The organism is Nocardioides bigeumensis (assembly GCF_039531755.1).
GTDB lineage: Bacteria > Actinomycetota > Actinomycetes > Propionibacteriales > Nocardioidaceae > Nocardioides > Nocardioides bigeumensis.
Window position 1 is genome coordinate 534933 of sequence record NZ_BAAAQQ010000002.1, and the last position, 19410, is coordinate 554342.

The following is a 19410-nucleotide window of genomic DNA, read 5'->3' on the forward strand; positions in this document are numbered from 1 at the left end:
CGGCTCGTGCGCATCCTCCTCTTCACCGGCAAGGGCGGCGTGGGCAAGTCCACGATCGCCGCGGGCACGGCTGCGATGTGCGCGGCGCGCGGGTTGCGCACCCTCGTGCTGTCGACCGACGCAGCCCACTCGCTGGCCGATGCGTTCGGCGTCCCTGTCGGCGCCGAGCCGACCGAGGTGGCCGAACGCCTCCACGTGCAGCAGGTGGACGCCCAGCTGCGCTTCGAGCAGTCCTGGGCCGAGATCCAGCGTTACCTGCTCTCCGTGCTCGACGTGGCCGGGCTCGACCCGGTCGCCGCCGAGGAGCTCACCGTCATCCCCGGCGCCGAAGAGGTGCTCGCGCTGCTCGAGCTGCGCCTGCACGCAGGCTCGGGCGAGTGGGACGTCGTGGTCGTCGACTGCGCCCCCACGGCCGAGACCCTGCGGCTCCTCGCGCTCCCCGAGGCGCTGGGCTGGTACATGCAGCGCATCTTCCCGGTCGAGCGCCGCGTGGTCCGCGCGCTCAAACCCGTGCTCAGCCGGGCGGCGGGGGTGCCGATGCCCGGTGACGACGTGTTCGCAGCCGTGGAGCGGCTCCACCACGAGCTCGACGAGGTGCGCGAGCTGCTCACGGGCGACCACGCGTCGGTGCGGCTCGTGCTCACCCCCGAGCAGGTCGTGCTCGCGGAGGCGCGCCGCTCCTACACGACGCTGTCGCTGTTCGGCTACCGCGTCGACGGGGTGGTGGCCAACCGGGTCTTCCCGGCGGGTGGCGCCGACGACTGGCGGGCCGGGTGGGTGGCCGCGCAGACCGAGGTCCTCGCGCAGGCGACCGAGTCGTTCGCCGGGCTGCCGGTGTGGACGTCGGCGTACCGCGGCAACGAGCCGGTCGGTGTCGACGACCTGCGCCAGCTCGCCGAGGACGTGTACGACGGCCACGACCCGCTCGAGACACCCGACGGTCCCGGGCCCTTCCGCATCGGCCGGACGCCGACGGGCGCCGTGCTGCGGTTGTCGCTCCCTTTGGTGGACAGGTCGGCGGTCGACCTGGTGCGCAACGGTGACGAGCTCGTCGTGACCGTCGGCTCCTACCGGCGGCTGCTGACCCTCCCCGCCGGGCTCGCCCGGCAGCGCGTCGCGGCGGCGGGCCTCGAGGACGGCGAGCTGCGGGTCCGGTTCGAGGAGAGTGCCTCGTGAGCCCCGACGCCGAGAAGCCCGACGTCGAGCACCCACACGCCGAGCACGCACACGCCGAGCATCCAGACGCCGAGCACGCACACGCCGAGCCTGGTCCCCGGGGGTCCTCTGGGCCGGCCGACGAGCCGGTCGGCACGCTCGCCGAGGAGGCAGCCAAGCTGTTCGCCGCGCTGTCAGGGCTGGCCGGGACCGCCCGCGAGCAGGGATCGGACCTGGGCGAGACCGTGGCCGGGTTCACCGAGGGTTGGGGAGACCGGCTGGCTGACGGCGCCCACGACGTCGACGAGCACCTTGCGACGGGTGCCGCCGAGTGCCGCTACTGCCCGGTCTGCCGCGGGGTGGACCTGCTGCGGCGTACCGACCCCGAGGTCGTCCTCCACCTCGGCGCGGCCGCCCAGTCGCTGAGCCGTGCCGTCGCGGCGATGCTGGCGACCGCTAACGTCGAGGAGCGCCGTTCGCGGCGGCCGTCCGGGACCGCGGACGTGGAGCACATCGACCTCGACGGCGACGTCGACTGGAGCCACCTGGGCGAAGAGCCCGACCCCGAGCAGGAGGAGCACCGATGAGCCTGACGATCGGCGTCGACGTCGGCGGCACCAAGATCGCGGGAGGTGTCGTCGACGAGCAGGGCCAGATCGTCGACCAGCTGCGTGTGGAGTCTCCAGCGCAGGACGCGGAGGCGATCGAGGAAGCCGTCGCCGGGCTCGTGGCGCGGCTGCGGACCCGGCATGAGGTGACCGCCGTGGGCGTCGGCGCGGCCGGTTACATCGACAGCGCCCGGTCGAAGGTGCTCTTCGCGCCCAACATCGCGTGGCGCGACCTCGACCTGCGCAGCGAGATCGAGGCACGCGTCGACCTGCCGGTCGTGGTGGAGAACGACGCCAACGCGGCGGCGTGGGGCGAGTTCAGGTTCGGTGCCGGCGAGGACGTGGACGACCAGGTGATGGTGACCGTCGGCACGGGTGTCGGGGGAGGGCTGGTGCTCGACGGACGGCTCTTCCGCGGCGCCTTCGGCATCGCCGGCGAGCTGGGACACCTCCGCATCGAGCCGGGCGGGCGGTTGTGCGGCTGCGGCAACCGAGGCTGCTGGGAGCAGTACGCCAGCGGGACGGCCATGGTCCGTGCGGCCAGGGCCGAGGCGGCCGAGGGGTCGATGCTCGCCCGGCCGCTCATCGATCGGGCCGGCTCCGTGGAGGCCATCGACGGTCCGCTCATCACCCAGGCGGCGCACGACGGTGACGCCTTCGCCATTGACCAGCTCGCCACGCTCGGCCGGTGGCTCGGGGAGGGCATCGCCTCGCTCGCGGCGGTCCTCGATCCCGCGGTGGTGGTCCTCGGGGGCGGGGTCGCGGCAGCCGGTGACCTGCTCCTCTTGCCCACCCGCACGGCCTTCGAGCGCGAGCTCACCGGGCGTGGTCACCGTCCCGTTCTCGAGATCCGGCTGGCGACCCTGGGCAACACCGCAGGCGTCATCGGCGCCGCCGACCTGGCGCGCGAGCCCGCCGGGTGAGCGCGGGGCCGGATGCCGGCGGCGCCGACGGGGTCTGGGTCGGCGTCGACGTTGGTGGCACCAAGGTCCTCGCCGGCGTGGTGGACGCAGACGGGCGGGTGGTCCGGACCGCGCGCGGTGAGACGCCCGGTCGGCGGGTCGACCCGACGCTCGTGGAGGACGCGATCGTCGACGCCGTGCTCCGTGTCGCCGGCGAAGCTCCTCTGACAGGAGTGGGACTCGCGGCGGCGGGCTTCGTCGACGCCGTGGGTGAGCGGGTCATGTTCGCCCCGCACCTGCCGTGGCGCGGCGACCCGGTGCGCGAGCGCCTCGCGAGCCGGCTCGGCGTCGCGCTGGCCCTCGACAACGACGCCAACTGCGCCGCGCTGGCGGAGTCGGCGTACGGCGCCGCGCGCGACACCACGTCCTCGCTGATGATCACCCTCGGCACCGGCATCGGGGGCGCGTTCGTCCTCGAGGGCCGCGTCCTGCGGGGCCGCAACGGGATGGCAGGGGAGTTCGGGCACATGAAGGTCGTGCCGGGCGGGCAGGCGTGCCCGTGCGGCGGCGAGGGGTGCTGGGAGCAGTACTGCTCCGGGCACGCGCTGGTGCGCTACGCGCGCGAACGGCTCGGCCGCGAGCCGACCGTGCTCGGCGAGCTCTGCGGCGGCGATCCCGCACGCCTGACCGGCCCCATGGTCACGGCCGCCGCGGCTGACGGCGACCTCACGGCGCGCCAGGCCTTCTGGATGGTTGGCAACTGGCTGGGGCTGGGCGTCGCCAACCTCGTGGCCGCCTTCGATGCCGAGGTCGTCGTGATCGGCGGCGGCGTCTCCGCAGCAGGCGAACGGCTGCTCGAGCCGGCGCGCGCCGCGCTGCGTCTCAGCCTGGTCGGAGCCGACCACCGGGTGGTGCCTCCGATCGTGGGCGCGGTGCTCGGGCCGGAGGCGGGGCTGGTCGGCGCCGTCGTGCTGGCGCGAAGCCAGAGCTGACCTCAGAGACGAGCGCCGTCGTCGTCCGGGTCTCGGGGCCCGCGCGGCATCAGCAGCACGAGGTAGGTGAAGCCTCCGACGAACCAGGCGATCAGGGCGTAGGCGACCAGCGTCGGCGGCCGCAGAGAGACCAGGAGCATCACCAGCAAGAGGATGGGCACCCCCAGGACGCCGACCCACGCGGCCAGGCGTTTGCTGTCGGGTCGGGGGAGCGGAGGAGGCGGTGGCGGGACGAAGCGCCCCTCGTCCTCGCCTGTCCCGACCGGCGCGTCGACCGGGGCCGACCCTGGCGTGGGCCAGGGGCCGGCCGGCAGGTCCTCGTCGGTGATGTGGGCGCGGTCCCCGTAGTTGTCGACGATGGAGCGCCAGAGCTCCTCCTCGTCGCGGTTGGTCACGAAGAGAGCCTAAGACTCGGCTGGGCAGGCGGCGTGCTGGTGTCGTGACGGTCGCGGCGTGACCTCCTCAACCGCCGGAGGGGGCCGTCACCCGGGCGACGAACTCGGCGGAGTCGGAGAAGATGCGCGGCGCGTCGTTGTCCTGCGTCGCGACGTGGAAGCTGTTGGTCAGCATCCGCTCCTCGAAGTCCCGCGAGGAGACCGACGCCGCGATGATCCGTCCCGACGACGGGTCCACGACGTGGTCCTCGGTGGACCGCCAGATCAGCATCGGGCACGTGATCTTGGCGAGGTCGCGGCGGACGCCGGCGTACCCCTGCAGCATCGAGTGCGCGGCCTTGAGCGGCGACCACTTGTAGGCGTGCTCGACCTCGCCGGGCTTCTTGATGTCGTTGGCGATGGGCGGGAACGCCGGGACCAGGTATTTCAGGACAGGGAGGAGCTTGACGTCCTTGCGCTCGACGTTGACTGCGGGGTTCACCAGCGCGAGTCCCGCGACCTCGTCGGGACGATCAGCCGCGAGCCGCAGAGCAAGCCCGCCACCCATCGACAGGCCGCCGACGACCACCGCGGAGGTGCTGGCGCACAGGCTCGTGAAGGCGCGCACGACCTCGGCGTACCAGTCCTCCCAGCGGGTCTTGTTCATCTCCTGCCAGGTGGTGCCGTGGCCGGGCAGCCGGGGCACCTCGACGGCGTAGCCGCGGGCGGCCAGCGACTCGGCCCACCCCCGCATCGAGTCGGGCGTGCTGGTGAAGCCGTGCACGAGCAGGACTCCCACGGCTCGGCCGCCGGTCTCGTCCGGTCGCGCGGGGAAGGACAGCGGCGCGGCGTGCGGCAGCACCGGGGCAGGAGTCGGCATGCGGGGATTGTGCACCCCCGGCGTGGAGCCCGCGACGTCGCGGCTGGTGTCACGGGATGTGTCACCGCTGGGGGATCGGCCGGGGGAGGACTACTGTTCGGTAGCGGCGGCTGAGTCGGGACGACGCCACGGCACACTGGCGGGAGGCACGGTGTTCTACTGGTTCCTGAAGTGGGTGGCGATCGGGCCACTGCTCCGGATCGTCTTCCGACCCGTCGTCGAGGGCGATGAGCACGTCCCCGAGACCGGCCCCGCGATCCTGGCCAGCAACCACCTGTCGTACGCCGACTGGCTCTTCATGCCGCTGACGCTCTCGCGGCGGGTGACCTTCGTCGCGAAGGCCGAGTACTTCACCAGCCCCGGACTCAAGGGCTGGTTCCAGCGCAAGTTCTTCTCCGGCGCCGGCCAGGTGCCGATCGACCGGTCCGGCGCCTCGGCGGCCGAGGGTGCGCTGTCGTCGGCGCGCGCGATCTTGGAGGAGGGCGACCTCTTCGGCATCTACCCCGAGGGCACCCGCTCGCACGACGGCCGCCTCTACCGCGGCAAGACCGGCGTCGCTCGGCTGGCCCTCGAGACGAAGGTGCCGGTGATCCCGGTCGCGGTCCTCCGTACCGACGTGGTCGCGCCGCCCGGCCGCAAGTTCGGCACCTTCACCCGCCCGGGTGTCCGCTTCGGCAAGCCGCTGGACTTCTCGCGCTACGAAGGCCTCGAGAACGACCGCTACATCCTGCGCTCGGTGACCGACGAGATCATGTACGAGATCATGCGGCTCTCCGGCCAGGAGTACGTCGACCTGTACGCCGGCCAGGCCAAGGAGCTCGCCACCAAGGCGGCCCAGGAGGCCAAGGAGCAGGCCAGGGAGCAGGCCAGGGAAGAGGCCCGGCGCGCCAAGGCCGAGAAGGCGGCGGCCGACGAGGCGGGCCGACGCGAGGCCGCCGGGGCGGACGACACAGACCGGGCCGACGAAGCGGACCCCGCGGGCCCATCTGACCCGGACAAGGCGGACGAGTCCGAGCAGAAGAAGGCGTCCTGAGCCTCGCACCGACCGGCGACTCGGCCGCGCGAGCCGCCGTCGAGGGCCGGCTGCACCGGGCGCTCGTCGTCGTTCGACTGGTGGTGCTGGTCAACGCAGTCGTCCTCAACCTCTACCGCCGCGACAACTTCGAGCGGCCCGGACTTGCCGTGGCCCTCGTCGTGGCCATGGTGGCGTGGACGGGGTTCGCGATCTGGGCCTACGACGACGTGCGCCGCCGCAGGCCACCGCTGCTCGTGGCCGACCTCGCGATCGCGGTCGCGATGATGGCCCTCACGCCACTGGTGAAGGGCGCGGACTTCAATGCCACGGTGCCGGGGTTCTGGATCGCCGGGGCACTGCTCGCGTGGGCGATCCACTGGCGCTGGGTGGGTGGCCTCGTGGCCGCCGCGAGCCTCTCCGTCGTGGACCTGGCCATCCGCGACGAGGTGACCCAGGCCAACTACGGCAACGTCTTCCTGCTGATGATCGCGGGGCCCATCGTGGGCTACCTGTGTGCCTCGCTGGTCGCGATGGCGGTGGCCCGCGACCAGGCCCTGCACGCCGCCGCGGTCGCCCAGGAGCGGACCCGCCTGGCGCGGGCCGTGCACGACGGCGTTCTCCAGGTGCTCTCGCTGGTGCAGCGCCGGGGCGGCGAGCTCGGGGGCGAGATGGTCGAGCTGGCCCGCCTGGCCGGCGAGCAGGAGACACAGCTGCGCGCGCTGATCCGCCAGCAGGACACCGTCGCCGCGCCGGCGACTCGTGCGCAGCGCGATCTCGGCGTCGACCTCGAGCGTCTTGCCTCCTCGACCGTCTCGGTCGCCACGCCGGGCGAGCCCGTCCCGATCGACGCGGCCCGCGGCGAGGAGCTCGTCGCGGTGGTGCGGGCGTGCCTCGACAACGTCGCGACCCATGTCGGCGCGGACGCCCCCGCGTGGGTGCTGCTCGAGGTCGTCGGGCCGGACGTGGTGGTCAGCGTCCGGGACGCCGGTCCCGGTATCCCCGACGGCCGCCTCGACGCGGCCGCGGACGAAGGCCGGCTCGGCGTCACCCAGTCCATCCGCGGCCGGGTGGCCGACCTCGGCGGCCAGGCGCTGCTCGACACCGGGCCCTACGGCACGGAATGGGAGCTGACAGTGCCCCGCTCGGTGGAGTCGGACTGAGCCCAGATCCGCTGGGCGATCACGCCCAACAGGACGCTCACAGCCACGACGCAGATCCCCCCAACCGGGTTCTCCCGCAGCGCGATAACAAACGCGTTGTCCTCCCACACCCGGTCACTTGCGACGAAATACGAGTCCCTTGAGGCGCCAACGAAGATCGCGGCCGCTTGGAGCGCGACGACGGGACCGACGAGCCGCCTAGCCACGGGACCGAGCGCGGCTGATGCGAACGCGAACGCCGGGGCAGCACAGGCCAGCAGCTCCAGCCCGAGTCGATAGCCGTAGAAGCCATCGCCCCCGCTGAACCTGTTGAGCGTCAGCTGGACGACGGTGTACCCGAGCCCGCCGATCGTCAGCGCGCGTGCCCACTCCGGTAGCGAGCGCCACGACCGGACAAGGGCAGGGAGCATGACCAGGATCACAGGCGTCCACACGAGGAAGCCGCTGTCCGGAGAAATCCAGAAACCGAGGTGGTTGACGACGCTGAACCGATTCTCCTCGGCGTAACCCGTGAACACAGCCGTGTCGTAGGAGGCCATCGGGTTCCAGCTTCCGTACATCCAGCGCGTCCACACAATCATCGGTACCAGCGAGGCCAGGCTGAGTAGCCCGATCCGCCACGTTATGCCCGGCTCGCGCCGACCTACGCCCAGGATCAAGCCCACGGCGGCCACTACGACCGCGGCATGCAGCCGTCCCCACGCAATCACACCGCCGAAGAGCCCGGCCAGCCACCATCTTTCCCGGGCTGAGGACCAGGCGAGCCCACAGATTCCGAGCACTGTCACGGTGTGAGGCCACAAGCCGTTGGCGGCCACGCTCCACGCCGGTGTTGCGAAACCGAACACGAAGGTGCAGAGGACGGCGTTGCGCTGCGCAAGTCTCGTCCGCAGGGCAAGGAAGAGCAAGGTGACCGCCAGAGCGGTCATCAGTGCCGCGGTCAGAGCGCCGGGCAGGTTAGTGGGGGCATCGGAGCCGAAGAGCCAGAAGGCAGGCAGCCCCGATGCTACGACGCCTGGCGAGCGTCCGATCACCTCGTGACCGTTGGCCGCCTCGAGCACCCAGACGTGCCGAAGCGGGTGGTCGAGCTCCGGGAGGGTGAGCCCCTCGATCCACGGGACGCCCGCCGTCGTGATGCGCCAGGAGGCGATGTAGGCGGTGCGCACGTCAAGGCTGACGACGTCGCGGGCGGCCGTGGCGGCGTACACCAGTGCAGAAATCAAGAAGACTGCCCAGGGGATGAAGCGGCCTCGACGCCCTGACTCACCGGCGGCGTCTGTCGCCCGGCCGTCCAGCTCCTTTGGGCGAGGCATGGCGTCATTGTCGTCCGCGGCTCCCGCGACGTCCCCGGATCGCCGCTTTCGGGGCGTGGCAGAGGATTTTGCTTTCGCGTCCCGACACAGGCGGATCCTTCCTAGACTCGGAAGGCCTCCGCCCACCGATGTCCGCCGCGAGGACCCCATGAAGCTCGTCGTCCAGATCCCCTGCCTCAATGAGGAGGAGACGCTGCCCTCCGTGCTGCGCACGATTCCAAGGACGATCGAGGGCGTCGACGAGATCGTCGTGGTGGTGATTGATGACGGCTGCACGGATGGGACGGTCGAGGTCGCTCGGTCACTCGGTGTCACGCACTTCGTGCGGCATGCCGGCACCCAGGGGCTGGGTAGATCCTTCCAAGACGGCATCACCTACGCGTTGGAGCTGGGTGCCGACATCGTGGTCAACACCGACGGCGACGACCAATACCCCCAGAACCGGATCGCTGACCTCGTAGCACCGATCGTGGCGGGCTCGGCCGACATCGTCATCGCCGACCGCCAAGTCCATTTGGTCGAGCACTTCTCGCCGGTCAAGGTCTTGCTCCAGCGATTCGGCTCCCGTGTGGTGAACAAGGCCGCCGGGACGACGCTGCCCGACGCGGCCAGCGGCTTCCGCGCCTATTCCCGCGAGAGCTTGATGCGGCTAAACACGGTGACTCGCTTCAGCTATTGCATGGAGACGATCATCCAGGCGGGCAACAAGCGGATGCGGATCGCAAGCGTCCCGGTCGTCACCAACGCCAAGACGCGGGAGAGCAGGCTCTTCTCGTCCACTAGGCAACACGTCTTCCGGTCGGCTGCGGCGATCGTCAGGTCGTTCATCATGTACAAGCCCTACGTCATCTTCGGATGGTGCGCGTTGCTCTTTGGCGTGCTCGGCCTGTTGCCGTTCGTTCGGTACGCCGTCTTCGTGGCCGTGGGCGACGGCGGGGGCCACCTCCAGTCGCTGCTGGTCGGCGCCGTGCTTCTCATCCTGTCGTTCTTGAGCGTGATGCTGGGGATCATCTCGGACCTCATCCGCACCAATCGGATCCTCATCGAGACCAATCTCGAGCACACCAAGAAGGCCCGTTTCGCGGCAGCCCCCTCGGGTTCGTCGAGTCGCGACGATGAGCTCCCGTCGATCCGGGCAGTCCCGCGCTGACGGCCGATCCGACCCGGCCGGACCCGGGAGGAGCGGTCGCGCCGCGACGGAGCCTTCGCTCGGTCGGTTGGTCCTGGCTGGTGCTGGCGGTCGTGCTGGTCGGGGCGGTCTTCCTCATCGGGAAGGACGCCGACGACCTCGCGGCGGCTATCGGCGAGATCGGGCTGTGGCGGCTGCTCGCTTCCGCCGTGCTGGCCGTGCTGGCGACCCTGGCGATCGCGATGATCTGGTTGTGCATCCTGCGGGGCAGCGGCTTGGCAGTCGAAACCCGGGGCGGCGGCGCCATCTTCTTCGTGACCCAGCTCGGCAAGTACGTGCCCGGCTCGATCTGGCCGATCGTCGCTCAGGGAGCGGCTGGTCGGCGGTGGGGCGCGTCGCCGCGCCAGATGGTGCTGGTCAACCTCGTGATGCTGGCGTTGCTGTGCGTGACCGGTCTGCTGACCGGAGTGCTGTTGCTTCCGTGGGCTGTGGAGGCTCCCTGGGCGTCCGCGTGGTGGCTGTTGACCCTGCCCTTGCTGATGCCCTTCCTGCACCCAGCTGTCATCCCGGCCGTCTTGGGTCGACTCGTAGGCCTCGTCGGCAAGGAGCCGTTCGATCGCTCCATCTCCGCCCGCGCAATGCTGATGGCGTCGGCCTGGTGCCTCGTCGCGTGGGCCCTGCTCGGCCTGCACCTCTGGGTGCTGTTGAGCTCGATGGACCGAGTCGGCGGTAGCGGGTTGGCTGCGATGATCGGCGCCATCGCGCTGGGCTGGGCGGTCGGACTCGTGGTGGTGGTGGCGCCAGCCGGTGCCGGAGTGCGCGACGGCATCGTCATCGCGGCAGCGGCGACCTTCGTGGACACCTCTCAGGCGGCCGCGGTCGCCCTGGCGTCGCGCGTCGTTCTCGTCTTGGTGGATGTGCTGCTCGCTGGGGCGGGGGCGGTGTTCGGAGTCGCCGGCGCGAGCGCCGCCTCAGCGCGGCGCGACGAGGACTGAGGTTTGGTCGGGGTAGGGCAATGTCGGTGTGAGCCCGCGGAAGGCGTGCTCGTGCAGCCCGCAACCCTCGATCGCACGCCGGTACCGGCGGCGGGCGGAGTTGTCGTACACCACGATCCCGCCGCGGGAGAGCCGCGGCACAGCCTTGGCCAGGCACGCTTCCCGTGCCCGGCCGTCGACGACAACGAGGTCGAAGGTGCCCTCCACGGCGTCCATCGCGTCGACGTACGCCGCGAAATCCAAGCCCGCGTAATCTTCCTTGCCCGACGCCACGCTCGGCTGCGTCGACAGGGTCGCTTCAACGACCTCGAGGTGCACATTGCCTTCGCCCGACAGCCGCTCCGACATCATCGCGCCGAAACCTGGGTGGTGCTCCACCGAGTGCACCTCGGCGGCGCGTCGCGCGAGCCAGATGGTGCTGGCGCCGGAGCCGTACTCGAAGACGCGCGCTGGCTCGGGACGCGCGGCAAGCCACACGTCGACGACGTCGACAGCCCGGTAGGTCCACCAAGGCACGTCGAGCTCCGCGATCGCGAGGGAGTCGTGCACGCGGGTCAGGCTGTGCAACCAGTGACGTGCGCGCTTGCCGCGCTCCGGCGGCTTCTCGGCCATGAGCCGGGATCGGACCAGAACGCGCCCGGTCGACCGCGCGCCGACGGCGTACGCGTTCTTGACCCGGGACTTCACGGAGCTCGGCACCCGGCGAGCCTACGCGGGCGTCGACCTCCGGGGCGTGCGACTCCGGGCCTAGGGTCGGACCGTGACCATCCACGCCGGGCACCCGTTCGCCGAGCCGGACGAGTCCCGCGACGTCGTACGCCGCTTCCGCGGCCGGCTGGGCGGGGGTGTGTCGCTCTGGACGAGCGGGGCCGAGCAGCCGTGGGCAGGTCTGACGGTCACCTCGCTGATGGTGGCGGCGGGCGAGCCGGCCCGGATCCTGGCGCTCCTCGACCCCGAGGCCGACCTCACCGAGGCCCTTCTCACGACCGGCGCCGCTGTGGTGTCGCTCGTGGACTGGACGGACCGGGCCCTCGCGGAGATGTTCGCCGGCACGGCCCCGGCGCCAGGCGGTTCGTTCGCGCACGGCTCGTTCGAGCAGACGGCCTGGGGCCCGCGGCTGACGACCAGCGACACCTGGGCCGGCGTACGCCTCGAGGACAGCCGGGAGACCGGCTGGTCCGTGCTCGTCACCACCGTCGTGGAGCACGCCGAGGTCGGGGAGGACGACGACCCACTGGGCCATCGACGCGGTCGCTGGACGCACGGATAGCCGACCAGCGGAGGTGGTCTCGACTTTCCGCTCGCTGCGCTCGCTGCTCGACCTCCGAACGTCCTGCTCGTTGCTTGACCTGCGGGGGTGGTCTCGACTTTCCGCTCGCTGCGCTCGCTGCTCGACCACCGAACGGCCTGCTCGTTGCTGGACCTGTGGGGGTGGTCTCGACTTTCCGCTCGCTGCGCTCGCTGCTCGACCACCGAACGGCCTGCTCGTTGCTGGACCTGCGGGGGTGGTCTCGACTTTCCGCTCGCTTCGCTCGCTGCTCGACCACCGAGGCCTGCTCGCTGCGCTCGCTGCTCGACCACCACCGACTTTCCGCTCGCTGCGCTCGCTGCTCGACCACCGAACGGCCTGCTCGTTGCTCGAGCAGCGATTAGGGTCGTCGCGTGACGGACACCCCTGACACCGACACCGCTGCCTCCATCCGCGTGATGGTCGTCGACGACCACCCGATGTGGCGCGACGCGGTCGAGCGCGACCTGCAGGCGGCCGGCTTCGACGTCGTCGGCGTCGCGGCCGACGGCGACCAGGCGATCGCCCGGTTCCCCGCCGCTCGCCCCCAGGTGGTCGTCCTCGACCTGCAGATCCCCGGCCCGAACGGCGTCGAGGTCACCCAGCGGGTCCTCGCCCACGACCCGTCCGCGCGCGTGCTGATCCTGTCGGCCTCGGGCGAGCACGCCGACGTCCTCGACGCGGTGAAGGCGGGGGCGACCGGCTACCTCGTGAAGTCCGCCTCCCGCGACGAGCTCGTCGCCGCCGTGCGCCGGGTGGCGGACGGCGACACCGTCTTCACCCCCGGCCTCGCGGGGCTCGTGCTGGGGGAGTTCCGGCGGATGTCGGACGCCCCCGAGCCGGTCGACGAGACCGAGCAGCTGACGGACCGCGAGACCGAGATCCTGAAGATGGTCGCGAAGGGCATGGAGTACAAGCTCATCGCCGAGCGGCTGGTGATCTCCCACCGCACCGTGCAGAACCACGTGCAGAACACCCTGCGCAAGCTGCAGATGCACAACCGCGTCGAGCTCACGCGCTGGGCGATCCAGCGCGGCCTCGACGACGACGACGAATGACCGCTTTGCCGCCGGCGCTGACCGACGACCACAAGGCGTACCTGGGCCGCCTGGGCTTCGACACGCCCCCGCCTGCCACTCTCGAGAGCCTGGTGGCGCTGCACCGCGCACACCTCGACGCCGTGCCCTACGAGAACCTCGACATCATGCTCGGCCGTCCGGCCTCGACCGAGCCCGCCGACGTCGTCGCGCGCCTGGGTCGGGGCGGCCGGGCAGGCTACTGCTTCCACCAGAACGGCGCCCTCGGCTCGTTGCTGGTCGCCCTCGGGTACGACGTCGACCGCCGCCACGGGCACGTGTGGACGGACCCGGGGCACCGCTTCGACACCTCGCTGAACCACCTCGTCCTGCTGGTGCGCAGGCTGCCGACCGACGACCACCTGTCAGGCACCTGGTGGCCGGACGTGGGGCTCGGCGAGGGGTTCCGCGATCCCGTCCCCCTGACCGCGGGTCAGGTCCGGGACCCGAGCCTCGACTTCGAGGTGATGGAGGTGACCGACGAGGGCTGGTCCTTCCGCGGAGGCGTCGACACCGTGCGCGGCTGCGTCGCGACGCACGTGGGGCTCGACGGTGACAGCACCCGGGACCTGAGCGGCTTCGACGAGTGGCGGGAGGTGCTCGCCGACGGCCAGCGACTCCCGCTCGACGACGTGCCCCTCGACGACCTGCGTGCGCTCTGGGACCGTACGGCGGCCGCCCACCGCGCGTGGGTGGCCGCGGGCCGCCTGTGAGCGCGCGCTGGCGTCGGGCCGCCGCCGACGATGCCAAGGCCCTGCGCGACGTCGAGCGTGAGGCCAACCTGGTCGCCCTGGCCCACCTGTTCCCGCCGGACCAGCACGCGTTCCCCGATGCCGAGGTGCTCGCTCGCTGGCGGGCGACGCTGGCCGAGACCGGAGTGGTGGTGGACCTGGCCGAGGGCCCCGAGGGTGCGGTCGCATTCGCGGCGTACGACGCCGACACGCTGCGTCACCTCGCGGTCGTCCCGAGCCGTTGGGGAGCGGGTCTCGGGAGAGACGGCGTGGAGCGGGCGGTCTCGGCGATCGCCGCCGGCGGAGCCAAGGCGGCGTACCTCTGGGTGCTGGACGCCAACGAGGGAGCCCGCGGGCTCTACCGCCACCTGGGCTGGGCGGAGTCCGAGGAGGCACGCGCGGCCGAGTGGCCGCCGTACCCGCGCGAGCACAGGTGGGTGCTACGGCTCACGCCCGCCCCGAAACCGGTCTAGACACGACGGGCAACCGATCCGTTCGCCGTGACGTCATAGGGTGGAGGTGGTGTCCGTCGGTCTGCAGACTGAGCGGTGGGCGCCAAGAAGGGAGTCGGCACCGGGCCGGGTCCCTGGATGTGAGGTGGCGAGCACGCCCCGGGTCCGGCATCCTTGACACCACCCGACAGAAACATCACCAAACGAGTGAACCCGAATCGCTCGTGATGCGTCTTGACGGATAAGGGCCGCTTTCGGGAGCGGCACGTGGGAAGGTGCGCCGATGAAGGCTGAGCTCGAAGAGGGCTTCGAGTCGTTCGCCGCTGCCACCGCAGACCGGTGGTACCGCGTCGCGTACGCGATCACCCGTGACCACGAGCTCGCCGGCGAGGCGGTCAGCAGCGCCCTCGCCGCGGCGTACGCCCGGTGGCGCACCGTGCACCGCGATCCCGAGACCTACGTGCGCCGCAGCCTCGTCAACGACCTGCTCGGCTGGGCGCGGCGCCGCGGTGCCCCGTCGCAGCCGCACGACGCCGTCCGCATCCGGCGCACCGCCGCCCGCGACCTCGCCGACACCGACACCGTCTGGGCGGCCATGCTGGAGATGCCGGTCGGGCAGCGGGCTCTGATCGTGCTGCGCTACTACGAGCGGCTCACGGAGGACGAGGTGGCCCACACCCTCGCGATCCGCCCGGAGCTCGTGCAGGCACAGCTGACCGCCGCGCTCGTGGACCTGCGCCGGCTGATGGCACTCGCGCGCGAGAGAGCGCGCGCATCATGACGATCGACCTCCTCGTCGGCGAGACCCTCGAACGCAAGCTCGCTGACGTCAGGGTTCCGCGCGTGGACATCGGGGCCGCGCGCGAGGCCGGCCGCCGGCGCCGCCGCCGGCGCAACGGCGTCCTGGCGGGCGTCGTCTTCCTGGCTGCGTTCGGCACCACCGCCGCGGTGCTGGCGCCGTCCGAACCGGAGCCGGTGCCCGCCTCCACCGACTTCCCGGCGCTGGACTTCTCCGCCGGGCTGCGGGGTGTCTACTACGAGGAGACCGGCGAGGTCGCCGTCGGCGGTCAGGTCGGCACCCTCGACGATGCTGCGGACCTCGGAACGAGCGCGGTCACGACCCCCTACGGGCTGATCTACTTCACCGACGACCAAGCCGTGCGCCTGCTCGGGGCCGGTGGCCAGGTGAGCACCATCGCGCCGGCGCCCGAACGTCCCGACTCGTCGTTCACACCGACCGTGCGCTACGACGACGCCCGGCAGTCGGTGGCCTGGCTGACGCGCAGCGAGGGTCAGGTGACGCTGTCGGCCTACTCCCTGCCAGAGCCACGCATGGTCGGGTCCTTCCCCGTGCCGTGCGAGGACAGCTGCGGGTCGCTGCGGATGGGCGGTCAGGACCACGGCGTCGCGTTCGTCGTCGGCGTCAACGGCACCATCGCCATCGATCCGTCGTTCGGACCCGACGCGACCTGGGTCGACATCACCGACGGGCGCGTCATCGACGTGCGCAACTTCACGATCCTCTCCCTGGAGCCGCCCGGCGCGGAGCCGGTCGAGCTCCCAGAAGAGCTGTCGGAGGTCTGGCGCCTGGAGCCGACGACCGTCGAGGACGGCATGCTCAGCTCCGACGCCTCGTGGGAGATGGAGTCGACCGACGTCGAGTGGCGACGTCTGGGCGACGAGCCGCTGCCCTTCAAGCTCGCGATCCCGGCCGGCACCGGCTCGATCCAGGTCAAGCAGGACACCGACGGCACCGTGCTCGTGCGCCGCACCGACGGCGGCGACGACGTCTTCTACGACTGTGACTACTTCGGCAACTGCGCCGAGTTCGCCCGCTTCGACGGGGCCGACGGTCGCTCGGGGATCATCGGCGACCTGCACTGATCCCGCACTGATCCCGCACTGATCCTGCTCTGATCCAGGGCGGCCCCAGAGCACGCCCTAGGATCCCAGCATGGCCGAGGGCGAGCTGTTGGCGATCGCCGACGAGCTGTACGCCGCCTCGATGGCCGACTTCACGCCGCTGCGCGACGCGTGTGCCAAGGAGCTGAAGGCGGAGAAGTCGCCGCTCGCCGCCGAGGTCAAGGCGTTGAAGAAGCCGTCGCTGGCTGCGTGGGTGGTCAACCTGCTCGTCCGCCGCGAGGCCGACCAGGTCGCGCAGGTGCTGCAGGTCGGCGTCGCGCTCCGCGAGGCACAGGCCACGCTGTCAGGGGAGGACCTGCGCGCGCTGACCCGCCAGCGGCGCCAGCTGACGGCGGCGGTGACCCAGCGGGCGCGGGCGACCGCGTTGGAGGAGGGGGTTCGGGTCACCCAGTCGGTCGCCGACCAGGTCGAGGCGACGCTGACCGCGGCGATGCTCGACGCGGGCGCGGCGGACGCGGTCCGCAGCGGGCTCCTGGTCACGGCTCTCTCGGCGACGGGGGTCGACGCCGTCGACGTGGCCGCGGCGGTCGCGCTCCCGGACGCGCTGGGGTTCGCGGCGACCGCACGCGAGGCCGAACCGCCGCCCCGGCCGGGCCTGCACGTCGTACCCGACACCGACGAGGTACGCGACGCGCGGGCGCGGCGGGAGGCCGAGGAGGCGCTCGAGTCGGCGGAGTCGGCGCTGAGGGAAGCCACCACTGCCGCCGAGGATGCACAGGAGGCCTACTCGACCCTGGAGGCCCGGTCGCTGCAGATCCAGGCCGAGATGGACGAGCTGCGCAGCAAGCTGGCCGAGCTCGAGGAGGCCTCGGAGGAGACCGACGAGGAGCTGGCGGAGGCCGAGGAGACGCTCGGGGAGGCGCGTGACGCCCAGGCCGACGCGACCAAGGAGCGCGACAAGGCTGCCGAGGTGCTCGACAAGCTCGGCTGATATGTCCACCGGTCGTCGAGCAGCGAGCGCGCGAGCGACCAGTCGAGACGAGCGCGGGGAGCGGACCTCAGACCTGGCTCAGACCTGGGCCCAGCCCTTCGAGCGCTCGACGGCCTCCGCCCACCGCCGGTGACCGGCGTCCGCGCTCTCGCGGGCGTCCGGGTCGGGCTCGAAGCGGCGGTCCAGGGTCCAGGTCTCGCGGAGCTGGTCAGTGGAGTCCCACACGCCCACGCCGAGGCCGGCGGTGAAGGCCGCACCCAGGGCGGTCGTCTCGACCACCTCGGGCCGCTCGACGGGGGCACCGATCTGGTCGGCCTGGATCTGGCACAGCAGGTCGTTGGCGGCCGCGCCGCCGTCCACGCGCAACGGCCGCTCGGCGGACGGCGTGGCCGGCATGGTGTCCAGCACGTCGCGCACCTCGAAGGCGATGGCCTCGAGGGTGGCGCGCACGATGTGCCCGCGCGTGGTGCCGCGGGTGATGCCGATGATCAGGCCGCGGGCGTGCGGGTCCCAGTGCGGGGCGCCGAGCCCCGTCAGCGCCGGCACGAAGACGACGCCCTCGGTGTCGTCGACGGTCGCGGCGATGGCGGCGGTCTCGGCCGCGGAGCCGACGATCTGCAGACCGTCGCGCAGCCACTGCACGGCGGCGCCGGTGACGAAGATGGCGCCCTCGTTGGCGTAGGTCATCGTCCCGTCGGGGGCACGCCAGGCGGCGGTGCTGAGCAGACCAGCGTCCGAGCGCTCGATGCTGGGACCGGTGTTGGTGAGGATGAACGAACCGGTGCCGTAGGTGCACTTGCTGTCGCCGACGTCGAAGCAGGTCTGGCCGAAGAGCGCGGACTGCTGGTCACCCAGGATGCCCGCGACGGGCAGATCTAGGCCGCAGAACGACGCCGGGTCGGTCATGCCGATCTCACCCCAGCTCGGCACCACGTCGGGCAGGGCGTCGCGCGGCACGCCGAAGAGCTCGCACAGCTCGTCGGACCAGTCGCCGCGCTCGAGGTCGAAGAGCAGCGTGCGCGAGGCGTTGGAGGCATCGGTGACGTGCCAGGTGCCACGGGTCATCCGGGCGACGAGGTAGGAGTCGACCGTCCCCGCGGCGTACCTGCCCTCCTCCACGAGGTCCCAGGTGCGCGGCTCGTGCTCGGCGATCCAGGCGAGCTTGGTCCCGGAGAAGTACGGGTCGAGGCGGAGGCCGGTGAGCTCGGTGACGCGCTCCTCGTGGCCCTCGTCTCGCAGGCGCTGGCAGATGTCGGCGGTACGACGGTCCTGCCAGACGATCGCGCGGCGCGGCGAGCCGAGGGTCTCGCGGTCCCACAGCAGCACGGTCTCGCGCTGGTTGGTGATGCCGACAGCCTTCAGCTGGGACTGGTCGACCTTCGTCAGGACCTCCCGCGTGGCCTCGAGCGTCGCCTGCCAGATCTCCTCCGGGGCGTGCTCGACCCAACCGGGATGGGGGAAGTGCTGGGCGAACTCCTGGTAGCCCTTGCCGAGCACGCGCCCGTCGTCGCCGACGACGACTGCAGTGACACCGGTGGTGCCGGCGTCGATCGCGAGCACGCTGCTCCCGGCCATCAGGCCTCCCCGCGGATGATGGCCAGGATGCGCTGGTCGATCCAGGAGCCGTCGGGCGCCACCCGCATCTCGTAGTTCTCGGCGCCCACCCACGCGTGGAAGGTGTCGCGGCCGGCGGCCTGGGCCCGCTCCTCGAGCTCGTTTCGCAGCTCCTCGGTGACGGTGACCTTCTCCTCCTCGGTGGAGGCGGTCAGGTAGAGGTCGTTGAGACCCAGCAGCCGCTCGAGCTCGACGATCGGCTCGGTGTGGTCGTCGACGCGGAGGTCGACGGCGATGTCGTCGAGGCCGCCGTACCCCGCTCTTTCGCGTACGACGAGCAGCGCGGCGGACTGCCGGCCCCGGCTGTCGCCCCCCGCCGCGTCTCCGGCGGCGAGCGAGGCGAGCAGGCGGCGGGCGAAGGGCACCTCGGGGTCGGCGCCGGTCCAGGCGTCCTCCATGGCGAGCACGACCTCCTCACCGGTGAGGATGTTGCCCTGGATCGCGAAGCCGTCACCGGTGCGCGAGCCGGCCCAGTCGAGACAGGCGTGCCCGGTGTGCGACGCGGCGTTTCCCTCGACGTCGACCAGCCCGACCTGGCGGTGGTCGCGGCCTTCGTCGTCCTCGAGCAGCCGCTGGAGGGCCACCTCGGCGGTGGCGCCGTCGTCGAGGTGGGCGAGGGCCTGGCCCTTGTAGGCGACGTTGGCGTCGGCCTGCGTGGCGATGGCTCCGACGCCCGCCACCGCGGCCGGGACTGCGGACCCGACGGCGAGGAACTTCGACGCGACCGCCACCCCCCAGGACTCGCCGTCGTCGGACCTGGCCACGATCGAGAAGGTCATGGTCGGACCCTATCGACGCCGGCGCCGGCCGGTGGTCGTGCGCAGTCGGGGCCAAGTCGATTGCGTTCAAGCCTGCTCGAGGTCGCATGATGG

At 71.7% G+C, this 19410-nt stretch carries 21 protein-coding genes; 15 read left to right on the plus strand and 6 right to left on the minus strand.

Annotation, left to right across the window (positions count from 1 at the left end; genetic code table 11):
- Positions 1 to 6: 6 nt before the first annotated feature.
- Genes ABD295_RS03830 through ABD295_RS03845 form a run of 4 tightly spaced genes read left to right on the plus strand, consistent with a single transcriptional unit; the run spans position 7 to position 3657 of the window.
- Positions 7 to 1176, plus strand: a complete 1170-nt coding sequence (locus ABD295_RS03830; RefSeq protein WP_344302296.1) for an ArsA family ATPase — start codon at positions 7 to 9, stop codon at positions 1174 to 1176.
- On the plus strand, positions 1173 to 1742 hold the full coding sequence (locus tag ABD295_RS03835; RefSeq protein ID WP_344302297.1) for a hypothetical protein: 570 nt from the start codon (positions 1173 to 1175) through the stop codon (positions 1740 to 1742). The genes ABD295_RS03830 and ABD295_RS03835 overlap by 4 nt, the downstream gene beginning before the upstream one ends.
- Positions 1739 to 2686: an ROK family glucokinase gene (locus ABD295_RS03840; RefSeq protein WP_344302298.1), complete on the plus strand. Its 948-nt coding sequence runs from the start codon at positions 1739 to 1741 to the stop codon at positions 2684 to 2686. Before ABD295_RS03835 ends, ABD295_RS03840 begins: the two co-directional genes overlap by 4 nt.
- Positions 2683 to 3657, plus strand: a complete 975-nt coding sequence (locus tag ABD295_RS03845; RefSeq protein WP_344302299.1) for an ROK family protein — start codon at positions 2683 to 2685, stop codon at positions 3655 to 3657. Before ABD295_RS03840 ends, ABD295_RS03845 begins: the two co-directional genes overlap by 4 nt.
- Before the next feature lie 2 nt (positions 3658 to 3659).
- Here ABD295_RS03845 and ABD295_RS03850 read toward each other — a convergent pair whose 3' ends face one another.
- Together ABD295_RS03850 and ABD295_RS03855 are read right to left on the minus strand one after the other, a co-directional pair.
- The gene (locus tag ABD295_RS03850) at positions 3660 to 4052 is read right to left on the minus strand and encodes a hypothetical protein (protein WP_344302301.1); all 393 of its coding nucleotides are present in this window, start codon (positions 4050 to 4052) and stop codon (positions 3660 to 3662) included.
- A gap of 67 nt (positions 4053 to 4119) precedes the next feature.
- Positions 4120 to 4911 (minus strand): alpha/beta hydrolase, encoded by a 792-nt coding sequence (locus tag ABD295_RS03855; RefSeq protein WP_344302302.1) that lies wholly within the window; start codon positions 4909 to 4911, stop codon positions 4120 to 4122.
- A gap of 151 nt (positions 4912 to 5062) precedes the next feature.
- Here ABD295_RS03855 and ABD295_RS03860 point away from each other — a divergent pair, with 151 nt between their 5' ends.
- The gene (locus ABD295_RS03860; protein WP_344302304.1) at positions 5063 to 5944 is read left to right on the plus strand and encodes a lysophospholipid acyltransferase family protein; all 882 of its coding nucleotides are present in this window, start codon (positions 5063 to 5065) and stop codon (positions 5942 to 5944) included.
- Complete coding sequence (gene macS, locus ABD295_RS03865) at positions 5941 to 7086, plus strand: MacS family sensor histidine kinase (protein ID WP_344302706.1); 1146 nt, start codon at positions 5941 to 5943, stop codon at positions 7084 to 7086. Before ABD295_RS03860 ends, macS begins: the two co-directional genes overlap by 4 nt.
- Here macS and ABD295_RS03870 read toward each other — a convergent pair.
- Entirely contained in the window at positions 7035 to 8294 is a 1260-nt protein-coding gene (locus tag ABD295_RS03870; RefSeq protein WP_344302305.1) for a hypothetical protein, read from the minus strand. The genes macS and ABD295_RS03870 overlap by 52 nt on opposite strands.
- On the opposite strand from ABD295_RS03870, the gene ABD295_RS03875 reads away from it, so the two are divergent.
- Positions 8281 to 9549, plus strand: a complete 1269-nt coding sequence (locus ABD295_RS03875; protein ID WP_344302306.1) for a glycosyltransferase family 2 protein — start codon at positions 8281 to 8283, stop codon at positions 9547 to 9549. The genes ABD295_RS03870 and ABD295_RS03875 overlap by 14 nt on opposite strands.
- Positions 9550 to 9629: 80 nt before the next feature.
- Entirely contained in the window at positions 9630 to 10523 is an 894-nt protein-coding gene (locus tag ABD295_RS03880; protein ID WP_344302307.1) for a lysylphosphatidylglycerol synthase domain-containing protein, read from the plus strand.
- Here the strand turns inward: ABD295_RS03880 and ABD295_RS03885 are convergent.
- Positions 10500 to 11222 carry a class I SAM-dependent methyltransferase gene (locus ABD295_RS03885; protein ID WP_344302308.1) on the minus strand — a complete coding sequence of 241 codons (723 nt, stop codon included), beginning with the start codon at positions 11220 to 11222 and terminating at the stop codon, positions 10500 to 10502. The two genes, ABD295_RS03880 and ABD295_RS03885, sit on opposite strands and share 24 nt — an antisense overlap.
- Before the next feature lie 61 nt (positions 11223 to 11283).
- Between ABD295_RS03885 and ABD295_RS03890 the strand changes: the two genes are divergently transcribed.
- The 7 genes from ABD295_RS03890 to ABD295_RS03920 all read left to right on the plus strand — a co-directional run bounded on the left by ABD295_RS03890 (position 11284) and on the right by ABD295_RS03920 (position 16924).
- Entirely contained in the window at positions 11284 to 11793 is a 510-nt protein-coding gene (locus tag ABD295_RS03890; protein ID WP_344302309.1) for a flavin reductase family protein, read from the plus strand.
- Between the two features lie 437 nt (positions 11794 to 12230).
- Positions 12231 to 12869: a response regulator gene (locus tag ABD295_RS03895; RefSeq protein ID WP_344302707.1), complete on the plus strand. Its 639-nt coding sequence runs from the start codon at positions 12231 to 12233 to the stop codon at positions 12867 to 12869.
- Positions 12866 to 13600: an arylamine N-acetyltransferase family protein gene (locus ABD295_RS03900; RefSeq protein WP_344302310.1), complete on the plus strand. Its 735-nt coding sequence runs from the start codon at positions 12866 to 12868 to the stop codon at positions 13598 to 13600. Before ABD295_RS03895 ends, ABD295_RS03900 begins: the two co-directional genes overlap by 4 nt.
- The gene (locus ABD295_RS03905; RefSeq protein ID WP_344302312.1) at positions 13597 to 14091 is read left to right on the plus strand and encodes a GNAT family N-acetyltransferase; all 495 of its coding nucleotides are present in this window, start codon (positions 13597 to 13599) and stop codon (positions 14089 to 14091) included. The genes ABD295_RS03900 and ABD295_RS03905 overlap by 4 nt, the downstream gene beginning before the upstream one ends.
- Positions 14092 to 14353: 262 nt before the next feature.
- Complete coding sequence (locus ABD295_RS03910) at positions 14354 to 14851, plus strand: sigma-70 family RNA polymerase sigma factor (protein ID WP_344302313.1); 498 nt, start codon at positions 14354 to 14356, stop codon at positions 14849 to 14851.
- The gene (locus ABD295_RS03915) at positions 14848 to 15954 is read left to right on the plus strand and encodes a hypothetical protein (RefSeq protein ID WP_344302314.1); all 1107 of its coding nucleotides are present in this window, start codon (positions 14848 to 14850) and stop codon (positions 15952 to 15954) included. Before ABD295_RS03910 ends, ABD295_RS03915 begins: the two co-directional genes overlap by 4 nt.
- 70 nt (positions 15955 to 16024) lie before the next feature.
- Positions 16025 to 16924, plus strand: a complete 900-nt coding sequence (locus ABD295_RS03920) for a hypothetical protein (RefSeq protein WP_344302315.1) — start codon at positions 16025 to 16027, stop codon at positions 16922 to 16924.
- 78 nt (positions 16925 to 17002) lie between these two features.
- On the opposite strand, the gene glpK is transcribed toward ABD295_RS03920, so the two are convergent.
- Complete coding sequence (gene glpK / locus ABD295_RS03925; protein ID WP_344302317.1) at positions 17003 to 18499, minus strand: glycerol kinase GlpK; 1497 nt, start codon at positions 18497 to 18499, stop codon at positions 17003 to 17005.
- A complete protein-coding gene (locus ABD295_RS03930) occupies positions 18499 to 19317 on the minus strand; it encodes a DUF1028 domain-containing protein (RefSeq protein ID WP_344302319.1) in 819 nt (272 codons plus the stop codon). The genes glpK and ABD295_RS03930 overlap by 1 nt, the downstream gene beginning before the upstream one ends.
- Positions 19318 to 19410 lie beyond the last annotated feature (93 nt).

What these genes read in the sequence shown, in the direction of transcription:
- ABD295_RS03930 (WP_344302319.1), bottom strand. Translation starts at nt 19,317, where the DNA reads ATGACCTTCTCGATCGTGGCCAGGTCCGACGACGGCGAGTCCTGGGGG.
- ABD295_RS03910 (WP_344302313.1), top strand. Translation starts at nt 14,354, where the DNA reads ATGAAGGCTGAGCTCGAAGAGGGCTTCGAGTCGTTCGCCGCTGCCACC.
- ABD295_RS03855 (WP_344302302.1), bottom strand. Translation starts at nt 4,911, where the DNA reads ATGCCGACTCCTGCCCCGGTGCTGCCGCACGCCGCGCCGCTGTCCTTC.
- ABD295_RS03900 (WP_344302310.1), top strand. Translation starts at nt 12,866, where the DNA reads ATGACCGCTTTGCCGCCGGCGCTGACCGACGACCACAAGGCGTACCTG.
- ABD295_RS03895 (WP_344302707.1), top strand. Translation starts at nt 12,231, where the DNA reads ATGGTCGTCGACGACCACCCGATGTGGCGCGACGCGGTCGAGCGCGAC.
- ABD295_RS03840 (WP_344302298.1), top strand. Translation starts at nt 1,739, where the DNA reads ATGAGCCTGACGATCGGCGTCGACGTCGGCGGCACCAAGATCGCGGGA.
- ABD295_RS03920 (WP_344302315.1), top strand. Translation starts at nt 16,025, where the DNA reads ATGGCCGAGGGCGAGCTGTTGGCGATCGCCGACGAGCTGTACGCCGCC.
- glpK (WP_344302317.1), bottom strand. Translation starts at nt 18,499, where the DNA reads ATGGCCGGGAGCAGCGTGCTCGCGATCGACGCCGGCACCACCGGTGTC.
- ABD295_RS03915 (WP_344302314.1), top strand. Translation starts at nt 14,848, where the DNA reads ATGACGATCGACCTCCTCGTCGGCGAGACCCTCGAACGCAAGCTCGCT.